General features: G+C 63.3%; 15 protein-coding genes. 2 read left to right on the top strand and 13 right to left on the bottom strand.

The window, feature by feature from the left end:
• The first annotated feature begins 23 nt into the window (after positions 1 to 23).
• Positions 24 to 10,925, top strand: coding sequence for a LysM peptidoglycan-binding domain-containing protein (locus tag A0O30_RS20525; RefSeq protein ID WP_105947770.1), 10,902 nt, complete (start codon positions 24 to 26; stop codon positions 10,923 to 10,925).
• Positions 10,925 to 11,650, top strand: coding sequence for a hypothetical protein (locus A0O30_RS20520; RefSeq protein ID WP_105947769.1), 726 nt, complete (start codon positions 10,925 to 10,927; stop codon positions 11,648 to 11,650). The genes A0O30_RS20525 and A0O30_RS20520 overlap by 1 nt, the downstream gene beginning before the upstream one ends.
• Before the next feature lie 148 nt (positions 11,651 to 11,798).
• On the opposite strand, the gene A0O30_RS20515 is transcribed toward A0O30_RS20520, so the two are convergent.
• From A0O30_RS20515 to fliF, 13 genes are read right to left on the bottom strand one after another with little or no spacing between them, the layout of a single operon-like run.
• Complete coding sequence (locus A0O30_RS20515; protein ID WP_105947768.1) at positions 11,799 to 12,509, bottom strand: sigma-70 family RNA polymerase sigma factor; 711 nt, start codon at positions 12,507 to 12,509, stop codon at positions 11,799 to 11,801.
• A 7-nt stretch (positions 12,510 to 12,516) separates the two neighbouring features.
• Entirely contained in the window at positions 12,517 to 13,242 is a 726-nt protein-coding gene (gene fliP / locus A0O30_RS20510) for a flagellar type III secretion system pore protein FliP (RefSeq protein ID WP_105947767.1), read from the bottom strand.
• Positions 13,243 to 13,289: 47 nt separating this feature from the next.
• On the bottom strand, positions 13,290 to 13,616 hold the full coding sequence (locus A0O30_RS20505) for a flagellar biosynthetic protein FliO (RefSeq protein WP_256589737.1): 327 nt from the start codon (positions 13,614 to 13,616) through the stop codon (positions 13,290 to 13,292).
• Positions 13,617 to 13,618: 2 nt separating this feature from the next.
• Positions 13,619 to 13,924, bottom strand: coding sequence for a FliM/FliN family flagellar motor switch protein (locus A0O30_RS20500; RefSeq protein ID WP_105947766.1), 306 nt, complete (start codon positions 13,922 to 13,924; stop codon positions 13,619 to 13,621).
• 18 nt (positions 13,925 to 13,942) lie between these two features.
• Entirely contained in the window at positions 13,943 to 14,689 is a 747-nt protein-coding gene (locus tag A0O30_RS20495; protein ID WP_146256322.1) for a FliM/FliN family flagellar motor switch protein, read from the bottom strand.
• Positions 14,690 to 14,692: 3 nt separating this feature from the next.
• Positions 14,693 to 15,877 (bottom strand): flagellar basal-body rod protein FlgF, encoded by a 1,185-nt coding sequence (gene flgF / locus A0O30_RS20490; RefSeq protein WP_105947764.1) that lies wholly within the window; start codon positions 15,875 to 15,877, stop codon positions 14,693 to 14,695.
• Positions 15,878 to 15,886: 9 nt separating this feature from the next.
• The gene (locus A0O30_RS20485) at positions 15,887 to 16,303 is read right to left on the bottom strand and encodes a flagellar hook assembly protein FlgD (RefSeq protein ID WP_105947763.1); all 417 of its coding nucleotides are present in this window, start codon (positions 16,301 to 16,303) and stop codon (positions 15,887 to 15,889) included.
• Position 16,304: 1 nt separating this feature from the next.
• The gene (locus A0O30_RS27730) at positions 16,305 to 17,069 is read right to left on the bottom strand and encodes a hypothetical protein (RefSeq protein ID WP_146256321.1); all 765 of its coding nucleotides are present in this window, start codon (positions 17,067 to 17,069) and stop codon (positions 16,305 to 16,307) included.
• Complete coding sequence (locus A0O30_RS20475) at positions 17,059 to 17,520, bottom strand: hypothetical protein (protein ID WP_105947761.1); 462 nt, start codon at positions 17,518 to 17,520, stop codon at positions 17,059 to 17,061. The genes A0O30_RS27730 and A0O30_RS20475 overlap by 11 nt, the downstream gene beginning before the upstream one ends.
• Positions 17,510 to 18,856 (bottom strand): FliI/YscN family ATPase, encoded by a 1,347-nt coding sequence (locus A0O30_RS20470; protein ID WP_105947760.1) that lies wholly within the window; start codon positions 18,854 to 18,856, stop codon positions 17,510 to 17,512. Before A0O30_RS20470 ends, A0O30_RS20475 begins: the two co-directional genes overlap by 11 nt.
• Positions 18,840 to 19,556 (bottom strand): FliH/SctL family protein, encoded by a 717-nt coding sequence (locus A0O30_RS20465; protein ID WP_105947759.1) that lies wholly within the window; start codon positions 19,554 to 19,556, stop codon positions 18,840 to 18,842. Before A0O30_RS20465 ends, A0O30_RS20470 begins: the two co-directional genes overlap by 17 nt.
• Complete coding sequence (locus A0O30_RS20460; RefSeq protein WP_105947758.1) at positions 19,549 to 19,998, bottom strand: hypothetical protein; 450 nt, start codon at positions 19,996 to 19,998, stop codon at positions 19,549 to 19,551. The genes A0O30_RS20465 and A0O30_RS20460 overlap by 8 nt, the downstream gene beginning before the upstream one ends.
• A gap of 4 nt (positions 19,999 to 20,002) precedes the next feature.
• On the bottom strand, positions 20,003 to 21,388 hold the full coding sequence (gene fliF / locus A0O30_RS20455) for a flagellar basal-body MS-ring/collar protein FliF (protein ID WP_105947757.1): 1,386 nt from the start codon (positions 21,386 to 21,388) through the stop codon (positions 20,003 to 20,005).
• Positions 21,389 to 21,390: the final 2 nt, after the last annotated feature.

Genomic DNA, 21,390 nt, shown 5'->3' with positions numbered 1-21,390 from the left:
CACTGGAAGAAGGGACGGAAACTATGGTTGCAGTGGTCGCCGGCAATGGACTGGGGCTGTTCAATACCTCGCTGAATATCCTCGGCGCGGCCGCAGGGGCGTTCGGCCAAGGCAACCTGGGCCAGGCAGGGGGCAAGGCCTGGGTCAATGCCAGCACCGGAAACCTGATCCTGCGTTTTACCGACGAGCAGCTCTCCGGCCTGGGCCAGGACCTGTTGCAGACCCGTACCTACAACGCCCTTGGTGTACTCAATGATGCCGATGGCGACGGCTGGCGCTGGGATGGCGAGCGCCGTCTCGCGCTCTCTGGCACGGCACTTGCCGCCGGCAGCAGTCTGACCCGTACCACCGGTGATGGCCATGTAACGGTCTACGCCTGGGACGGCGCGCGCTACCAGTCCAGTGAGGGCGATGGTGCCCACGACTTCATCCAGTGGGACGCCCAGAACAGCCAGTGGTACTGGACTGACGGCAGCACGCGCAGCGTCGAGCGCTACGACAGCGAGGGCAGGTTGGCCTCGGTGCGCGACAGCCAGGGTACCTTGGTCAGCTATGGTTACCAGAACGGCAGGCTTGCCAGCGTCAGCGACAGTTCGGGCCAGGCTCTGGTCATGGTCTACAACGCTGCTGGCAAGTTGGAGCGGGTGGATACCCGTGTCCTGGCCAACGGCCCGTTGACCCGCCAGGTCTATTACAGCTATGACAGCTACGGTCGTCTGGCCCGGGTCCAGACCGACCTGACACCCGACGACAACAGCATCGCCGATGGCAATGTCTACAGCACCAGCTACACCTATGATGGCAATAGCTTCCGCGTCGCCAGCGTCAGCCAGAGCGATGGCAGCGTGGTCAGCTTCACCTATGAGTTGGTGGGTAGCGAGTATAGGGTGAAGACGGTCACCGACTCATCCGGTACCAGCACCTTCAGCTACGACCTGGCCAACCGCCGCACGGCGGTACGCAATGCACTCGAGCAGGAATGGGGTTATGTCTACGACCCCAAGGGGCAATTGACGGCCGTCCAGTCGCCCGCCGAAAACGGCCAGGTCTTCCAGACCACCTATGCGTACGATGCTGCAGGCAATGTCATCCGGGTCAATAGCAACGGCAGCGTGCTGACCTACATCTATGACGAGCGCGGCAACCGCATTCTCGAGCGCGACCCGACAGGCGTGACCGTGACGCGAGTGTTCAGTGGCAGCAACCAGCTGCTCAACGAGATCCGCTACAGCCTGCCGTCGACCTGGAACACCACCAGCGGCAGCTGGGACGAGCCACCTGCCACCTCGGCTCAGGTCACGCGGCATGTCTACGACAGCGCCGAGCGCCTGCGTTTCGTGGTCAGCGCAGCCGGCAATGTGGTCGAGTACCGTTACGATGCCAGGGGACTGCGCACCCGGGAAATTGCCTATGGCGACCTGGCCTATCCGCTCGCCAGCCTGGCACCTGCGGCCACCCTCAGCGAAGCCGGGCTGGTCACATGGGCAGCAGCGCGGGACAAGACCCAGTCGCGTATCACCGAAATGACCTGGGACTACCGTGGCAATCTCAGCCGCCGCGTGCTCTACGCCACAGTGGATGCCACGGGTAACGGGGTGGTTGACGCCGCAGCACAGATCACCGAGTACGTGCACAGCGCTCACGGCCAGTTGCTGCAAACCCTGGCCGTGCGTGGCAGTGCACGGACCAGCAAGGTTTTGCTCGGCTCGACCAGCTACGACGGCATGGGCCGGGTGCTCACGCAGATGGACGCGGATGGCTCCCGGACCACGCTCTACGACAACGGCAAGCGCAGCATCGCCGTCACCACGGCCAGCGGCCTGACCCTGACCCAGCTCTACGACACCCGCGGGCGCCTGATTGCCATCCAGGAAACTGCCACTGCTACCCCGTCGCGCACGACCCGGTACTACTACGACGCCGCCGGCCGCCTGAGCATGAAGCAGGATGCCACCGGTGTGCGCAGCTATCTGTTCTACGACCAGCGCGGCCGCCTCGCCGCCGAGGTCGATGGCGCAGGCAGCGTCACCCGGCATACCTACAACGCCAACGACCAGCTTCTTGTGGCGCTGCACTATGCCACCCAGGTCGACACCAGCAACTGGTTCAACGGCACTACGGTCACGGTGACCCTGTCGCAGATACTCCCTGCCACCAGCGCTGCAGACCGTCAGGAGCGTTTCACCTACGACAGGGCCGGACGCCTCGCCAGTACTATTGACGCTGCTGGTACGGTCACGAGCTACGCCTACGACGGTCGTGGCCGACTGGTACGCCAGCAGACCGGCGAGCGGGTGACCCGCACCTTTTACGACGCGGACGGGCGCGAGGCCGGGCAACTGGATGGCGAAGGATATCTGCGGGAAAACCGCTATAACGCCGCCGGTCAGTTGCAGCAGGTGATCCGCTACGCGGCCGTGACCAACGCCACCTTACGCGCCAGCGCCGGCCTGGCTGAGCTGCGCCCGAGCAGCGCAGCCCTGAGCACCTGGTACTTCTATGATGGCGCTGGGCGTCAGGTGGGCAGTGTCGATGAGCGTCAGTTCGTCAGCGAGACTGTCTACGACGAGGCCGGTAATGTCCAGCAAAGCATCCGCTATACCAACGTCCATACTGCTGCACTGACCGCCGCCAGCAGCTTCGCCACGGTCCGCAACGCCGTGGCGGACGGCGGCAGCCAGGTAGTGACCACGGCCCATGATGCCCTGGGCCGGGTGACACGGCGTACCGCTGCGGACGGCAGCGTCACCCTTTTCGAGTACGACGCCGCAGGGCGGCTGACCCGGGAGACCACCGCTGCCGGTACCAGCGAGGCCCGCAGTGTGCGTACCCGCTACGACGTTTTCGGCCAGACCATCGGCAAACTGCTGGGCGAAGCCTCGACGCGGATCACTGCTGGCATGAGCGAGGAACAGATCGCTGCGGTCTACAGCCAGTACGGCATGACCTGGAGTTACGATGCGTCGGGACGGGTGGCCAGCGCCAGAGATGCCATGGGCAATCGCACCCTCTCGTACTATGATTCCGCCGGCCACCTGACCCGAGTGGTCAACGCCCTCGGTGAAGTCAGCGAGACCCGGTACAACGCCTTCGGCGACGCCATCGAGCGCACGCAATTGGCCAATCGCCTGGCACTTGCCAGCCTGGCCGGGTTGACCGGCGGTCCCCAGCACCTTGCCCTGGATAACCTGGTGGCGGCCATCCGCGACGCCATCAGCGATCGGCGCAGCATATACACTTATGACAAGCGCGGCCTGCTGCTGACCAGTAAAGACGCCGAAGGCTTCGTCACCAGCCAGCAGTACGACCAGTACGGTCAACTGCTGCGGCACATCCGCGGTATCGGCTCTGGGCGGACGCTGACCACGGCTTACGCCTACAGCCTGCGCGGCGAGCGGGTCAGCCAGACCCGCGATGTCGGTGGCCTGAACCTGACCGAGAGCAGCAGCTACGACGCCTATGGCCGGTTGATCCGCAGCGTCGATGCGGGGGGGGCTGTCAGCAGGACCGAGTACCTGGACAATGGCCGAACCCTGGTGGTCCGCGACCCGTTGAACCGGGTTCGACGCAGTGAGTTCGATGCCTTCGGCCGGGTGCTCAGGGAGGTCAATGCCCTGGGCCAGGCCACGCTCTACGGGTATGACGATGCCAATCGCAGCGTCACCGTGACCTTGCCGGACGGCGCAAGCATCAGTACCTGGAAGAACCGTCACGGCGATGCCATCAAGGTGGTCAACGGCAATGGCGAGGCCACCCAGTACGAATACAACCGCGACGGTCAGCTGACCCGGACCCTCGATGCCCTCGGCCAGGTGGCCACAATCAAGCGCTATGACCAGGCCGGGCGCCTCAGCGAAAGCGTGGACGCCCGAGGCGTCGTCACGCGCCTGAGCTACGACGCGGCCAGCCGGGTGGTGCAGCAGAGCGTCGACCCGAATGGCCTCAACCTGCGCACCACCTACCAGCTTGATAGCGCCGGGCGTAAGGTGCAGGTGGTGGAAAACGCCGGCACTGCCTTGACGCGTACCACCGAGTACCGCTACGACCGCAAGGGCCAGCTCAAGCAGAGCATCGTCGACCCTGCAGGGCAGAAACTCAGCACCACTTACGCCTACGACGGCGCCGGCAATGTCGTCAGCGTCAGCCTGGGTACGCTCGCCAGCCCGGCCCAGCGGGTCACCCAGTACGTGTTCGACAACCTTGGCCGGCGTATCGAAGAGCGCGTCGACCCCCAAGGCCTGAATTTGCTGACCCAGTATCAGTACGACCATGCTGATCGGGTCACGCGCCGGATCGATGCCGGTGGCGGCACCACCGACTATGTGCATGACCAGGCCGGGCAACTGCGCTTTACCGTGGATGCGTTGGGCTACGTCAGCGAGCGTCTCTATGACGTTGCGGGCAATCTCGTCCAGGAGGTGCGTTACAGCAACCCGTTGCAGGGTGCACGGGATGTCGAGAGATTGCGGACGCTTCTGGCACCGGCGGCCAGCAACACCCTCAAGCCGACCTTGGTCGGTGCCGCAGACCGCCGCAACCGGTACACCTATGACGCCGTCGGGCGGCTGAAAAGTGTGATCGACCCAGCCGGCTACAGCGAGTCCTACAGCTACGACGCCGCTGGCAACCGGATCAGCCTGACCAACAAGAATGGCCAGGTGTGGAACTATCGATACGACAAGCTCGGTCGCCTGTTCGAGGAAATCACCCCGGCCATCTGGGTCACCAAGGTTGACAGCACCGGAGTGGTCAGCGGGCAGGCGGTGTCCCTGGTTACCCGCTACAGCTACGATGGCCTCGGCAACATCCTCAGCCGCAGCGAAGGCCGCCTGCGTGCCAATGCCGACAGCGATCCGGCGCTGGATGACCTGAGCCAGGCGCGCACCAGCAGCTATGTCTACGATGCCCTCGGTCGACAGGTCCGGGTCACCAGTCCGGGTTGGTATAACAAGGCCACCGGGCAGTACCAGCAGGCGAGCGACGGTACGGCCAATACATTCCAGGTCACCACCGAAGTGACCTACGACGGCCTTGGCAATGCTGTGCGCAACCGGGTACGGGTCAACAACAGCGGTGTTGCGGCCAGTGACTACGTCGACAGCTACAAGGCCTACGACGTGCTTGGCCGGGTGCGCTACGAGGTCGATGCGCTCAAGGGCGTGACAGCCTTCGAGTACAACGCCTTCGGCCAGGTGACGCTGACCCGGCGCTATGCTAAGGCGCTTGCCGCCGCGGTTCCGGCAGTCGGTCACTACCAGCCAGCCGATTTCACTGCCACGGCGCTGCCGGCCAGTCCCGGCAACGACCGCACCTTGATCACTCGCTACGACCGCATTGGTCGCAAGAGCGAGGTGCAACAGGATTTCGTAAGCCTGTATGGCTTCACGGGCAATGTCGCTACCTCGTCCGTGAAGACCGTTGCGCCGACCCGGGTCTACAGCTACAACGCCTTTGGCCAGGTGATCCGCGAGACCCTGGTGGCGCGGGACAACACCGGCGCTTCGGTGATGGAGCAAATCAGCACGGTCAATTACTACGACCTGGCCGGGCACCGGATCGGTACCGTCGATGCCTTGGGCTATTACACCCGCATGGAGTACGACGGCAACGGCAATCTCAGCCGCCAGGTCGAGTACGTCACGGCGCTGGCCAGCTGGAGCGAGACGACCCTACCGGTGGCCAGGACCAGTGGCAACGACCGCAGCCAGCGGTTTGTCTACAACGCTGCCGATCGCCTGATACAGACCGTGCAAGAGAACGTCGTCTACTGGCGGCAGAGCTTCGCCGCCGGTGCTACCCGGGCGACCATGACCCGCGTCACGGGCGATGTGATCGTCAGCCGCAGTACTTACGACGGGGTCGGCAATCTGCGTACCCTGACCGACGCAGGGGGGTACGTCACCACTACCGAGTACAATGCTGCGGGCCAGGTGGTGCGGGTTACCGAACCGGCACGGTCCACGGCCAAGGCCGGCGCAGTCAGCCCGTTCGAGACCCCGGTGCTCGCAGCACCGACCACCCAGTACGGGGTCAACGCTTTCGGCCAGGTGGTATACGAGCTGCGCAGCGCCGGAGCGGGGCAGCAGGGCCTTGCCCAAATCACCCGCAGCCTGTATGACGCCGCCGGGTATCTGGTCCAGGAGTACGATGCCGCCGGTTCCGCGCAGCAATTCAAGGTGGATGTCGCCGGGCGCCGCCTGGAGGAAACCCGGGTGATCAGCACTGTTCTCAGCGGCTGGCGCAGCAACGACCAGACCTTGCGTCGCAGCTACGGCTATGACCGCCTGGGCCAGCAGTTGAGTACCACGGACTGGTACACCGACAACGGCGTGCAGAAAAGCACCAGCAACACCGTAACCTACAACCTGTTCGGCGAGATCACGGCTGAGTTGCTGAACGGCAACTACAAGGTACGCTACGAATACGACCGGATCGGTAACGCCTTCAGGCAGACCAATGCCCAGGGTGTGACCCAGGTCGACTACGACCTCACTGGCAAGGCCAGCCGTAGTGCACAGTTGGGCATCGTGGCCAGCGCGACGGACGACCGCGTCACCTATATCCGCAACGACCTGTTGGGCCGAGCCCTGGAGCAGCATCTGCCGGCCTTTGAGGCCAACGTCAATGGCGATACCCTGAACAACCTCATCCTGACCCGGGTCACGCCGATCATTCTGCTGAGCAATGATCGTTGGGGGAATGTGCTGAGTCGCGCCGATACCCGTGCCCAGGTCACCACTTATACCTACGACCACAACAATCAGGTGCTCAGTGAGACCTTGCCGGTCACCGATATCCTGCGGGAAAACGGCACCAACTATCGCGCTAGCCTGATCCACGAAAAGCGCTACGATGCCTTGGGCCGGCTAGTGGAGGAAGCCGACCTGGTCGGGCCCTACAGCGGGGTCACCGGCAGCAGTCTGTTGCGCAGCCGCCAGCACGTGTACAACCAGGCCGGCGACCTGATACGGGATATCGATGCCCTGGGTGCCGTGCGCCACTACGCGGTGGATGCCCATGGCAACCGGGTCGGTACCCGCGATGCCGCGGGCGTGGTCACCTTCGATGAATACGACGCCATGGACCGGCATACCCGCCACGGTGTGGTGCGCAGCGGGCAGAAGGTCGTGCAGCTGACCAACCAGTATGACCAGGCAGGCCGCCTGTATGCTGAAATCAAGGGTGCCGCTACGGTTACGGAAACCCTGACTGCCAAGCCCAAAGCCGACTTCACCAGTGCGGTCGCCGGGGTGGCGGGCAATACCCGTTTCAGTCTGTTCGACGAGCGCGGCAATGTCGTTGCGACCCGTAATGAATCGAATATCACCAAGTCCTTCGTGTACAACGAGGCCAACCGTAAGGTGGCGGAAGTCGATGGGCTGGGCAACAGCCTTACGTGGGCCTACAACGAGTTGGACTACGGGCGCATGGTGTCCCGGACGAACATGGCGAAGCAGGCGTTCAGCTACGCCTATAACGCCTTCGGTCAGGTGGTGCTGGAAAGTCTTCCTGAAAATTTCGAGGGTATTTATCTGGACACCAGTCAGAGGGCCTACGATTACTACAGCAATGGCTTGCTCAAAAGCGTCCGCGATTCATATAAAGAGGAGACCTACGCTGTCGATTGGTCGGTCGAGAATTACCAATACGACCAGGCTGGCCAACGCGTGCGGGAGTACTCCCAGTCCTATTACATGGGCAAAATCCTGTTTTTCCCCGCAGTCAGTGGTTATGCGGACACCCGCTACAAGCTCGATGAGCTTGGCCGACTGAAAGATGTCATGAGCCCGGCAGGCAGGACAACTGTAGCGGATATGTGGCATGTCGAGACTGCGCGCGTAGATGCATTGCGCTATTTCTACGACGAGCTTGGGAATCGCCGTCTTAGCTATATGGATACGACGAACCAGTCCGGCGCCAGGACGATTATCGACAATTGGTACAAGTACGATCTGGAGGGAAGGGTACTCGTTGGCAGCGGCTACCTGAGCAATGGCAAGGTGGTGGCTGGCAAGCAGGCGGGCGTGGCCAAGGGCTATGCGGTAGCGTACGACGGCGCTGGCAGAAGGTTGTCGTCCGAGTCCTGGAGTGCTTCGATCAGTGGTGGCGAGCGCTATGTCCGAAATACCTACAGCTATAACGATATGGGCCAGGTACTCGACTCGCGCAGCGGGCTGGTGACCCGGGCGGCTGGTGCAGATACCGGCGGGGCAGTGCAGGCGACGGATGTCAGTAAACTGCTGTTCAGAAACACCTACGATGCCCTAGGCAATCGTACCAGCCAGATGTCCTATAGCAACGACGTCGCGGTAGAGCGCAGCACCTACAGCTATCGCGGCGACGGGCAAATGGTCGCCCAACTGGTCTACAAGATTGCTGGCGGTGTGGAGCGCAAGTCACAGGCCAACTACTTCGGTGAAGCCGGGATGATTGATGCCGCCGGCAACCAGACGTCCTACCGTTACCTGGTCTATGCAGCTGATGGTACTTCGATCAGTTACCGTGGCGCCTACGCGCGCAAGTTCTTGGCCACGGATACCTACAAGGAATGGCATATTGAGGTCACTACCAACATTTCCAACACTTCGGGTTGGACCTCGACCAGCTTCGATTCGCGAGGAAATGCAGTAGAGGTCAGGACCTACAACGGCTCGATCTTCAACCAGTCTTTCGAGTCGAACAAGGACGGACTGCTGACCACCCGCGTCGGTACGGACAGCCACAGCACTCAAAGCTATCTCTACTACCAAGGCGCCGCCCTGGCCAACTACGGCAACCTAAGTGCAGCACAGATCACCGATACCCTGACCCCCATCTCCGAGGAATACCCAAGCCGCACGCCGGGCAACTACGTGGTCAACCAGGGCGATACCCTGGCCAGCATCGCCCAGGCAGTCTGGGGTGACTCGAAGATGTGGTACCTGATCGCCGATGCCAATGGCATCGACCCGGCCAAGGCGCTGGTGGTCGGCGACAGCATCCGTATTCCCAACGTGGTCAGCAGTACCCACAACGACGCGACCACCTTCAAACCGTACAACGCCAGTGATGTGATTGGCGATACCACGCCGAAACCGGTATTCCCGCCGCCACCCAAGCCAAAGAAAAAGAAATGTGGCGGCCTTGCCAGTGTAGTGATGGTGGTGGTCGCGGTGGTGGTCGCGGTCTACACCGCAGGGGCCGGTGCGGCGGCAATCGCCTCGGCGTCCTCCGCCACGGTCGGCGCGGCAGGTGGCTACGCGGCGGTCGGCACGGCGGCGCTGACCGGTGGCGCTATCACCGGGATTAGCACGGGGGCCATGATCGGCGGCGCGATCGTGGGCGCCGCCGCCGGCAGTGCCGCCGCGCAGTTGAGTGGCATGGCCATGGGTACGGTCGACAGCTTCTCCTGGCGACAGGTTGCAGCCAGCGGCCTGACCGGAGGCATCAGCGCCGGCGCGGGGGCCCTGGCCCGCAGCGCTCAGGCCGGTTCCTGGGCGCGGGCCGCCGCTGACGTGGTGAAAGGCAAGGATGCGCTGGGTTACACCGCGCTGGGTGTCTTCAACTACGCCAGTAGCCAGGTCGCCAATCGCATCGTAGGCCTGGACAATGCCTTCAGCTGGGGTGGCCTGGCGGCCTCGGCGCTGGCGGCCAATGTCAGCGGGCAGATCGTGCAACCGGGTGTAGGGGGCTTGGTCCTTAGAGGCCAGGTGGCTGCTCACGCCAATGCGTTTCTGAAGGACAAGTGGTTTGGTGGCGACAAGCCGAATTACTCCAGCGTCGCTGCGGATGCCTTCGGCAACGTCCTGGCCAACGTCGCTTTCGGCGCCGCTGACAGCTTCAGGACGCTGGCGGCACGCTCCGGCTCGCTGGCTGCGTCGCTGGTGGCGGTCGGGCCGGGGCTTGAACTGCCGGCTAGCCTGGTCACACCGGACCCACAGGAGCCGCTGTTCGACTTTGACGCCGGCAATTATCCCTGGTTCGCGGCTGGCGCGGACGACATCGTCGAGGGTTCAATACCGGAGACGTCCGACATCAGCTACGAGAGCCTGCTGAACTGGTCCAGCGAAGCCCGCACGACGTTGGGCGCTGCCCTTGGTCCGCGAATAGAAGGCGCCGACAGCCAGGTGCAGATGCTGGCGTTGCGCGCTGTGCGTGGGGTCTCCAATGCGGCGCTGGACATGCTCGACAGCACGGCGATAATGGCCGGGTTGGTGACCGATGCACAGCTCCGCGACCAGGCACTGGAAGGCTTGTCCCGCCTGGGCAGCGAGGTGTTGAATGACCCACAGGGTGTCTTCGACAGGACAGCCAGCGCGGCGGATCGCTACCTGACGCAAACCGAGGGTGCGCAGATTGCCGAGGATGGCCTGCGCATGCTCACCAGCACCCTGGCCGGTGGCCTGGCCTTGCGGGCGACCACTGATGCAGCGCGCTCGACGGTGCGGGCGGGGGCCAACTACTATCGTAATTCGGTGTACGTGCCACCTCCAATGTCACGCGGTACCGTATACGGCGGGATCTTTATCCCGAGCCTTGGCAAGCGGATTACCACGGTCACCAAGGCGATGAGCGACAGGTTTCAGGGCAATGGCTACCTAGATCCGATGGAAAAACACAAGTTCATTGCGCCATCTGCTGGTCAAGTGCTGGCGGTTGATCATATTTTCCCGGTTAGCAGGATTATTGAAATGGATGGATTCGATAGACTCACCCGATCACAGATGACTGACATTATTCAGGACCGTGTCGGGCTTGGAAATCTGCAGCCGTTGCCGCAGTCGCTCAATGCTTCGAAAAGCGCCAACCTAAAATGGGAGACTCACCGTGGTCAAGGGCTGAATACAACATATATCCGCAATTTACAGGATACGCAGATGCTGTTGGCGGAGAAAATCGAGAAGCAGATACAGGCTTTCCTAAAACTGAACGCTGGAGGCATTTGATGCTTGATAAGACTATGTATGATCTGGTCTGCACGCGGACAGTCGATGTTGGTGATGCCCAGCGTCAGCGGCTGAGCAGCGTGATGATCGATAAACTAGGCGCCTCCGTAGATGAAATGTTTCCTGGCTTTGCTGCCGCCTTTCCTCGTACAGTGGCGGCGATCAAGAGTGAGTACGCGGTACCGATAGTGCTGTGCAGGCGTTTTCAGGGTACTTGGATAGCATCGCTAGCGGCTGAAGGGCGCGCACTGAACCTGTTCTTCTATTTGATTCCGGAAACACTTGTAGCAGAGGGGGCAGAGTTCGAAAGAAAATGTGCGATGCTGCCGCCCCGTTGGAAGGAACTGTATCGCTATTTCAATTCTCTCATGCTGACCGAGGATTCCTATCTGTCCATTGATTGGACCAACACCCCGTTTTCCTACAGTGGACGTCTGTCAATCGAACGCTATCGAGTGCTACGTGGGGTGAAGAAGGCCGTGATCAGGGATTTCGTCAAAAGCATCCAGGCGAATTCCGAGCACTATTTGCGTTGCTGGCTGTTGACTGATGCGGGCGATGCCCTGTTTCTTGACGAAGAAAAGCGCGACGGGAAGGTCTATCACGTCAAGGACGATAACTTTGCCGATTACCGCCTGCTCGATGATCCGGAAACCGTGCTGGACAATTACCTGGCACACTACGTGACGACGCAATCTCCGGCGGGATTCGACTTCAGGGGATAGGACTCGATTCCCCAAGCACACAACAGCTGACAAGGTACATAAGTACGTTGAGCAGATTGCCTGGATGAAAGTCGGTTACCAGTGGCTGGTTTGTTGGCAGATGCATCAGTAGAAGCGCGCTTTTTACGTCACTTCCCTGCCACAAACCTCACCACTCCCACTCCATACCCCCAACCTCCTCATATAGCTTCCTGATCCGCCGCAACGCCTGCCCATGCAACTGCGACACCCGCGCCTTGCCCACCCCGAGCAATCCCGCCAGCTCCACAAAGCTCATCTGCTGATAGTAATGCCCGACGATGATCTGCCGTTCCCGCTCCGGCAGGCGCTCTACCAGCAGGCCGAGGCTCTGGTCCTTGTCTTGCTGGACGTAGGCGCTGAGGGGGTTGTTGTCTGGCGGTGTCTCATCGATCACGCCCAGTTCCAGGAAGTAGCCAAAGGCAAGGTCAACGGCGCTGTTGACTACCAGCTCGAAGTCACTGTCGGCAACCCCGAAGCGTTGCTCGCTGCCGATGCCTTCCAGGCGCTCGCGGACGATCGGCCGCTGGTCCTTGATGTAGGCGGAAAGCCCCTTGAGCACCGCGCCCTTGAGAAACGGCTCGGCGTAGGTGCGAAAGCGTACGTGGCGCAGCAGGTCGAAGCCGTCGATGGCCTGCAGCAGACCTTGGGAGGTGAGGCTGAGGTAGTCGTGCCATTCCGCCAGCGGGTGCGGGTAGCGGTTGTAGTAATAGCCCGCGACAGTGCGCGACCAGGCACTGTGGTGGAAGAACAGGCGCGTGCGGGTGTCTGCGTCGCGCAGGCTCAACCACTGTTGCCAAAGCAGACGCTCCTCGTCGTTGGCCATGTCCAGGCTGCCCATGGACGGCTCAGGCCACACTGCGCACGAGGGTCTGGGTGATTAGCCCCCAGCCGTCAATCAGCAGGAACAGCATGATCTTCAGCGGCAGCGAGAGGGTGATGGGCGGAACCATGATCATGCCCAGCGACATGAGGATCGAGGAAACGATCAGGTCGATGATCAGGAACGGCAGGAAGATCATGAAGCCGATCTGGAAGGCGATCTTCAGTTCGCTGAGCATGAACGCCGGCACCAGGTGCACCGGGGTGAGCTCATCCACCGTGGCCGGCAGCGGTGCCTTGGCCAGTTCGTGAATCAGGCGCAGGTCGGATTCGTGGGTCTGGCGCACCATGAAGTCGCGCACCGGCACCCAGCCCTGCTGCGCGGCCTGTTCGAGGCTGAGCTGCTGGGCGAGAAACGGCTTTACCCCGGCCTGGTAGGTGCTTTCCAGTGTCGGCGCCATGACGAACAGGGTAAGGAACAGTGCCAGCACAATCAGCACGATGTTCGGCGGTGTCTGCTGTAGCCCGAGGGCGTGGCGCACCAGCGACAGCACCACGATGTTGCGGGTGAAGGTGGTCAGGGCGATCATGCCGAAGGGCAGCAGCGAGAGCAGCGTGAGCATGGCGAACATGCTGACCGGCGAGCCCAGGGACGACGCGGCGAAGCTGTCCCACGGGGCATTGGCGCTGGCGGCCATGCACGGGCTGGAAACGAGGCAGAGCAGGGTAATCGGAAAGAGGCGGCTAAACATGACGAATCGCTGGTCGGAAGGTGATCGGGAAGTGGCGTGACAGGCGCTCAGTCCGCTGGCGCGGGGCCGGGCAGCCGGGTCACCGTCGTGCCGGTCGGCGTCTCGGTGATCAGCACTTGCTCGTCGGCGGCCTTGACCAGGAACACCCGGGTTCGTGGCGACAGGCGCAGGCTGGCAGCGCAGTGCAGCTCGGCGCGCTCGGTGTGCGCGGCGGTACCCAGGCTGGCGCGTCGGCTGTACCAGCGCAGTGCCAGGTACACCACAGCCAGCAGCAGGGCGGTGATGGCCAAGGTCTTGATGATCAGCATCAGCGAGATGGGATCGTCATAACGCAGCGGCAAAGGCGGCGCGGCTGCGCTTTCGGGCGTCACCATGTTCACAGGATTTCCGTCAGTTGCAGGCCGAAGTTGTCGTCGACGGCTACCAGGTTGCCGCGAGCCACGGCCTTGCCATCGAGGCACAGGCGCGCCGGCTCGTTGACCTGCTGCAGCAGCTTGACGATATCGCCGGATTTCAGCGCGAACAGCTCGTCAACGGTCATTTCCGCGGTGCCCAACTCGACACTGAGTTCTACTCGGACATGCTTGATCAGCCCCAGGTCACGTTTGATCAAGGGGGCCAGCGCGCTGTTGTCGATGGGCTGGCGTTCTTCCAGTTCGATGGCATCGATAAGGGTGGTCATGGTGTTTTCTCCGCAAGTTCAGGGAATCAGTTGCAGCGCCAGGCATTCCTGGCGGCGGGCCAGGTAGCCTTTAGCTAGGGGCGCACCTTGGCTGCTGCTCAAAGTCAGGGGTTGGTCGAGGCGGGCAGCGGCCAGCAGGACATCACCGGGGTTGAGGCCGTTGATATCGCCCAAGGCCAGCTCTGCCAGGGGCAGCGCCAGGCTCAGGCGGATCTTGGCGCCGCCGATAGCGTCCTTGCGCTGGGTCAGTGCGGTCGGCTTCCCCAGGGCGGGCAGGGATGGCTCCAGCAGCGTGGCGTCCACCAGGCAGAACAGTGCCGTATCGGCCAGCTTGATCTGCATCAGTGCACGGGAGCCGAGGGCAGCGCCGGGCGCTTGCGGGGCTTCATTGTCCAGGCTGGCGACTGGCTCCTGGCCAAGCCCCTGGAGCAACGCGTTGACCAAGGCCAGGCGCGCTTGCTCCAGCACATGGCGGGCACTGGCGTCGTCCGGCACCTTCGCGGCCTGGGCGGCGAATACCGCGCGGGTCCAGCTATCGGCTTGCAGGCCAGCTACATACATCGCGCCGCGGGGACATTGCGCTCGCTGCCAGGCCAGGCCAAGTGCCTGTTCATGGCTGGCCAGCACCTGTTCGCCATCGCAGTGGATCGTCCAGTGCTCGCCGTCGCCGAGGCACCATTGCTTGCGCCATTCATCAACCTGCGCCGGTAGCAGCTGGCGCGCCATGTTCAGGCGACTTGCGCCGAGAAACCCCAGAAATCTCATGCTTCAGCCTCCGCGGGTGCCGTTGTAGAGTTGTTCGATCATTTCGTTGGAGACGGTCATCACTCGCGAACTGGCCTGGTAGCCGCGCTGGATGATCAGGATGTCGCCGAATTCCTGGGCCAGGTCGACGTTGGACAGCTCCAGGTAACCGCCCTGGATGCGCCCGAAGTGGCCTTCGGTGGCGCGGCCGAATTGCGGGCGCATGTATTCAGGGCTGCGGTACAGGGATTTTTCCCCGACGATCAGCGCCGCGCTGTCGTCGAAGTTGGCCAGCACCAGCTGGCTGCCGTCCCGCTTTTCGCCGCTGGCGTAGGTCAGTTTCATCACGCCTTTTTCATCGAAGGCATAGGTGCTCAGGCCGGACACGGCACTGCCGTCCACCACCTTGGCGGTGAGGGTGTGGCTCGGCCCGCTAGCGACCTGGGAGGCCAGGTTGTAGCTGCCCGGCGTACCGAAGTCGAGTACGATGGCCTGGCTGCTGCCGTTGGTGGCCAGCGGCACGCTAAGGGTGTTATGGCCGACCTGCGGGCTGCCATCGATGCCGAAGGCGATGCTGCCGCTGGTCAGCAGTGTGCCCTGAGCATTGCTGACATCCACCTGCCAGCTGTTGCTGGAGACCGAGGTGGTTTGCGGGGTGAACTTCAGGGTTAGCTTCTGGCTCGAGCCGGAGGCATCGTAAACCACGATATCCTTGATCTGGTGGGTCGCTTCGGAGGTACCGCTGCGTGCCAGGGTGCCAATCATCTCGACCTTGGTGGTGGCGGTTGGCGGCAGGGAGCGGCGCTCGTTGATGTTGATATCGCCTCGGTTGCCCGAGGCATCGACGCCCTGTACGCGGAATTGGCTGACGGAGTCCACCAGGTAGCCGTCCTTGTCGATCTCGAACTGCCCGGCACGGGTATAGAACAGCTGCTGGTGGCTATCGTGCAGCACGAAGTAGCCAGCGCCGGTGATCGCCGCATTGGTGTCGTTGCCGGTCTGCCGGGTGTCGCCGGCTTTGGTCCGCACCTGGGTACCGGTGATGCCGGCGCCCAGGCCCTGGCCGTCCTGGCCGTTGACGCTGCGAAAGAAGGTATCGCTGCCGCGATAGGCCGGGGTGTTCATGTTCGACACGTTGTTGGAGACGTTGTCCAGGCCTTTGGAGAACGCCAGCAGGCCGCTCAGGCCATTGAAGAATGCTTGCAGCATCACGCCTCCTTAGATTCGCACCAGTTTGACCTGGGCCATGCGCACATCCGGCAGCACGTTGCCGTTGCTGTCCTTGATGCTGAGCACCGGTCCGGATAGCGAGAAGGAAATCGCCGAGACCGAGCCGATCACCGATTCGCCGGATTCCGTGCTGATCTCGACCTGGCGGCCGAGCAGGCCAAGCGACTGCGCGGTGGCGTTCATGGCCACCAGGTTCTCAGTGTTCTCGTTGGTTACCCGGGTCTGCTCGAGGTTGGCGAACTGCGCCATCTGCGCCAGGAATTCGCGGTTGTTGATCGGTTCCAGCGGGTCCTGGAAGGTCAGTTCGGTGAGGAACAGCTTGATGAAGTCCTCCTGCCCCAGGCGGCTCTGGCTCAGTTCGGAGGTGGTGGAGTTCAGGGCATTGCCGATTGCATCGATGGCCATTTCAGGCATTTCCTTGCAGGCGTGAGAGGTTTTTCCGCTGCCAGACGGGGTGTCCGTTGATCCAGATCCGTTGCGCGTCGACGCCACTACCGGGCAGGCGCCGCAGCAGTTCGCCGAGTAGTGTGGCCTGCTCCTGTGCATCCAGGTGATGGTCGCGGATCAACAGTTCCACGCCATCGCTGCGAGGCAGCAGCAGGTAGTTGCGTTGTGGCCAGTGGAGGCTGTGCCAAGCACGTAGTCCTTCGTTCAGGCGGGTCACGGGTTCATCGCCAGCGGCCGAAACCTGGGGGGGCGGTGTCATTGCGGCCTGGTTGCGGCCAGGTGTGCAGATAATGGGGGCGGATGCCGCGGTCTTGGGCACCTGCAGTTGCGGCTCGGCAGCGTCCGCCGCCGCATCGAAGCCATTGGCGCGGTACGCCGCCTCGGCGCTGGCCAGTAACCCGGCAGGCATATGGGACAGTCGTGTGCCCGCCTGCAGGCCAAGTGCATAAAGCTCCAGGCCGACAGCGGGGTCGACCCTAACCGGTGTGATCGGGTGCCCAGGCATGCTTGCATCCCGTAGCGGTGTCTGAACAAACGACTGATCCGCCAGCGGCGTTGCGTCCTGGCCGTCTGGCGCTTGGCCCGCATCGTCCTGCCGAGGCGTGGACTGCTGGTCGAGGCCCAGGCGTTGTCTGAAGTCGCTGTCGCCCGAGGCCGGCGTTGTGGCTGGCATGCTCGGGTTCTGAGGTTGGTTCCAGAGCGAAACCGAGACCTTAAAGTCCATGAAACGGCTCCCGTGGTTGCCAGCTGTCGAAGATGTCCAGCCTTTCGCGTTGCTCGGTTTCCTGGCGCACCACGCCAGCCATGCGCTCGCAGGCCTTCACCGCGACATCCTCGGCGACCTTGGCTGCCAACAGGTCGGTCAGCGCCTGTTCCTGTGTGGCGATGGCCTTCGTCACGGCATCGCGACGCTCATCGATGAGTAATTGCCCGGCCTGCTGCGCCAGCAGGCGCTGTTCATGCTGCGCTGGGTCCAGCACGGTCCCGGCACTGTGGCACTGACCAAGGTGAACGAGGGCGGCGCGCTGCAGTTGCAGTGCCTGCTCCAGCAAGCGACTCATCTGGCCCAAGGCCTCGCGGCTGCGTTGATGAATACCTTCAGCCTGTTCTCGGCGCATTGTCCGCAGACGCAGGATGCCGCGCAGTTGGCGCAGATCGTGTGTGTCAGCTGGCATGGGGGGCGCCCCGGTTCAGCTGTTGGGCCAGGCGCTGCAAGGTCTGCCAGGTCTTCTCCGGCTCGCAACATTCACCCGGGGCCTGGGCCAGCAGTGCGTCGAGCTCGGGCTTGAGCTCGATCATCAGATCGATCAGGCGCTGGGCGCCTTTCTCATAGGCGCCCAGCTCGATCAGGGTCTCGCTGTTGCGATAGACGCCCATGGCGCTGCGTACGCACTCGACCGCCTGTTTCTGTTGCTGGCTGCGCAGGGCGCCCGCCAGGCGGCTGATGCTGTTCAGCACATCGATTGCCGGCCATTGCCCGCGAGCGGCGATGCTGCGATCGAGAACGATATGGCCGTCGAGAATGGCGCGCATATGGTCCGCTACCGGCTCGTTCATATCGTCGCCTTCCACCAGCACCGTGTACACCCCGGTGATCGAGCCCTGACCATGCAGGTTGCCGGCGCGCTCCATCAGGGGCGGCAGCAGGGCGAGTACCGACGGCGGGTAGCCACGGCTGCCCATGGGTTCGCCAGTGGCCAGGCCGATTTCCCGCTGGGCCAGGGCGAAGCGGGTGACCGAGTCCATGATCAGCAGCACCTGCTTGCCTTGGGCGCGGAACCATTCGGCGATGGTGGTGGCAGTGTAGGCCGCCTGGCGCCGCAGCACTGCCGGCTGCTCGGCAGCGGCAGCGATGACCACGGCTTTCTTCAAACCTTCGGGGCCAAGGCTGTCACGAATGAAGTCGCCGACTTCGCGGCCGCGCTCGCCGATCAGGGCGATCACGATCACTTCGGCCTCGGTGTGCTGGCTCATCATGCCCAGCAGGGTGCTTTTACCCACGCCGCTACCGGCGAAGATGCCCATGCGCTGACCGCGGCCAAGAGGGGTGAACAGGTCCACTGCCTTGACGCCGGTAACCAGGGGTTGGTCGATGGGCGCGCGGTGCAGCGGATTGATCGGGGCGACAAGACGCGGCATGCGCTGCAGATCGTCCGGTAGTGGCCGGTCATCAAGGGGCTGGCAGGTGGCATCCAGCACCCGGCCGAGCAGGCCCGCGCCGACCGGTACGCTCCAGGCTTCGCCAAGAGGCAAGACCTCGCTGGCCAGGCTCAGGCCATCCACCGGTCCATAGGGCATCAGCAAGGCATGTTCGCCATGCAGGCCGACCACTTCCGCAGGCAGGACATTGCTGCCCTGGACAGGATGGATATCGACCAGTTCGCCCAGGCGCACATCCAGCCCCGAAGCTTCCAGGACCATGCCACGAACCGCAGTCAGGCGACCGCTGCGCTGGCACGGTCGAGCGGCGGCCAGACGTGCTGTCAGGCGGCGCTCAACCTGTTGCCACACGGTCGTCTCCTAGCAGGGCCTGGCGCAATGCGGCCATTTGTGTGTCGAGCCCGGCATCCAGGCGGCCCAGGCCATGTTCGATCAGGCAGGCGCCGACCTTGGCCGCAGGATCGAGCTGGTAAGCCGCCAGGGCCTGTTCGTCTTCGAACAGGCTGCGCAGTCGGGCGTGATCGGCACTGCTGACGCGAATGCGAAGCGGCTCCTTCAAGCGGTATTCGTCGATGGCCTGGGCAGCCAGGGCGGCTACCAGCGACCCGTTGTCAGCCTGCTGGCCGAGCAGGCGTGTCGCCACGGCCAGGCCCAGGCGCGCGACCACTGGCTCCATGGCCTGGAGCAAGGTTTCCCGTTGATGCTGCAGGGCGTGGGTCAGGTCGGCCAGTTGCCGGCTCTGCTGAGCCAGCGATGAGTCGAGGGTAGCTTGCTTTTCCAACCACTCCCGGCTCTGGCGTTGCTGGCTCTGTGCAAGGGCCTTGGCACCTTCCTCACGGGCTGCTGCCAGGCCCCGCTGACGGGCCTGCTCCTCCAGCTGCGCCAGTTCGGCGGCAAAGGCTTGGCGCAGGCCGGCGAGGGTCTGCCCAGGGTTTTCCTCTACCTGCGCTTGGAGCAACTCCGTTGTATGTGGTCCGGGCAGGCGACGGCCGGCGCCGCGCTGGCCAGGTTGGCGCAGGATGGTGCCGACCCGAGGTTCATGCTCAGTCATGGGTGGGCCCCTTGGCTTGCAGATACTGGCTGACGCAACGGGCCAGCGCCGGCGGCACCGGTTGGGTGGCGAAGGCCGTGTCCCAGCGGCGCACGGCCGCAACGTCGGGCAGGGTCTCGATCAGCTTGCGGCGCTTATCCTTGCTGTGCAGTTGCAGGACCAGCGCGGCCCACAGCGGATGTTCGGCGCGGGTCAGCAGCGTCAGCCAGGCCTGGTTGTCACTGTCGAGCACAGGTCGCATGGCGCCCTGGCTGGCGACCTCACTCATCACTGCATTGACCACCGATGGATCGCTGGCCAGGCCCAAGGTTTCGATTTCCTGCAACAGCTCGTTGACCCGACGGGCCTCATCGCCAGCGAGCTGGGCGAGGATCCAGTCGCGGTCCTCGGCATGGATGCAGGCCAGGCGGATTGCCAATTTACGCAAGGGAGACGGATTCATGGGCTTAACGGACCTCTGCCAGCCAGCGGCGCAGGTCGACCAGTAATTGCTCTCGCTCCACCGAAGACAGGCGCGGCTGAGCCACTGCCAGAGAACGACGAGCGCGCTTGCGTGCACTCAGCCACAGGCTCAGCAACAGCACGGAAAGCATGCCGGTACCGGCCGAGACGGCCCAACGCAGCCAGGGCGTTTCCGCCTGGGTGACGATGGCAGGCTCGCTGTCCACTACGACGGCAGGGGTAGTCTGTACCGCAGGCGTGACGGCGGCAGGCGGTGCAGTGGCGGCCGGCGAACGCGGCAGATAGGCGATTGCCAACTGATCACCGCGCGTCATGTCCAGGCCCAGGGTGGCCTCCAGTAGATTGCGCATTTGCTTCAAGCCGGCTTCGCTCTGCGGCGCGGCCAATACCACACCGGCGCTGATCCGCTCGATGCGCCCAGCGGCATGCTCGATCTCCGCGCGCTCCTTACCCACCATGAAGTCGCTTTCCCGGGTGCTCTGGCGGCGCTTGCTGTCGCTGCTACCACTGCTGCTTTCACTGGAGGTGACTTCCCGCGAGCGTTGCAGCGTATCCTCGCCGCCGCCCATGGGCAGCTCGCGTACCGACTTGACCCGGTCGAAGTTCAATTGCACGCGCACCGAGACCTCGGCGGCGTTATATCCCAGGGAGCGGGTAAGCAGGGTTTCCGCCTTGTGCTGCAGGTCCTGTTCGAGCTGGACGGTGATGCGCAAGTGCTCCGGTTGCACAGCGCTGCCGTCGTCGTTGCTGAGCAACTGGCCGTTTTCGTTCAGCACGACCACGCGCTCGGCACTCATGCCTTCCACCGCCGAGGCTACCAATTGCTGAATGCCGCGCACGCGTTGGCTATCGAGCACGGCGTCGGGGCGCAGCCGCACAACCACCGAGGCCTTGGCCGGCTCTTCGGCCTGGCGGTACAGGCCGCCTTTCTTGAAGGTCAGGTGGACCCGGGCGTGCTGCACTTCGGCGGTGCCCATCATGGTTCGCGCAAGTTCGCCTTCCAGGGCACGCTGGTAATTGATCTTCTGGCTGAACTCGGACATGCCGTAGTCGGCCTGGTCGAACAGCTCGAAGCCGACGCTGCCACGGCCCGGCACACCAGCGTCGGCCAGGTGCATGCGGGCAGCCGCTACGGTTTCATCGGGCACTTCAATCACGCCTTCGCGGATCCGGTAGGGCAATTGCCATTGGCCAAGGGTGGCAAGGATAGCTGCCTGATTGGCTTCACCGGCATCCTTGTACAGAGCCTCCCAGGTCGACCGGGTCAGCCACCAGAGCGCTGCACCGAAGAGCAGGACGATGACCGCCAGGCCGGCGAAGAACAGCCCGGAACGGCCGGCGAATGGAGAAGACGGGGTGGTATTTTCCATGA

It is taken from the genome of Pseudomonas sp. LLC-1 (assembly GCF_002992185.1).
Taxonomy (GTDB): Bacteria; Pseudomonadota; Gammaproteobacteria; order Pseudomonadales; family Pseudomonadaceae; genus Aquipseudomonas; species Aquipseudomonas monteilii.
This window is presented reverse-complemented; position numbering and strand designations above follow the sequence as displayed.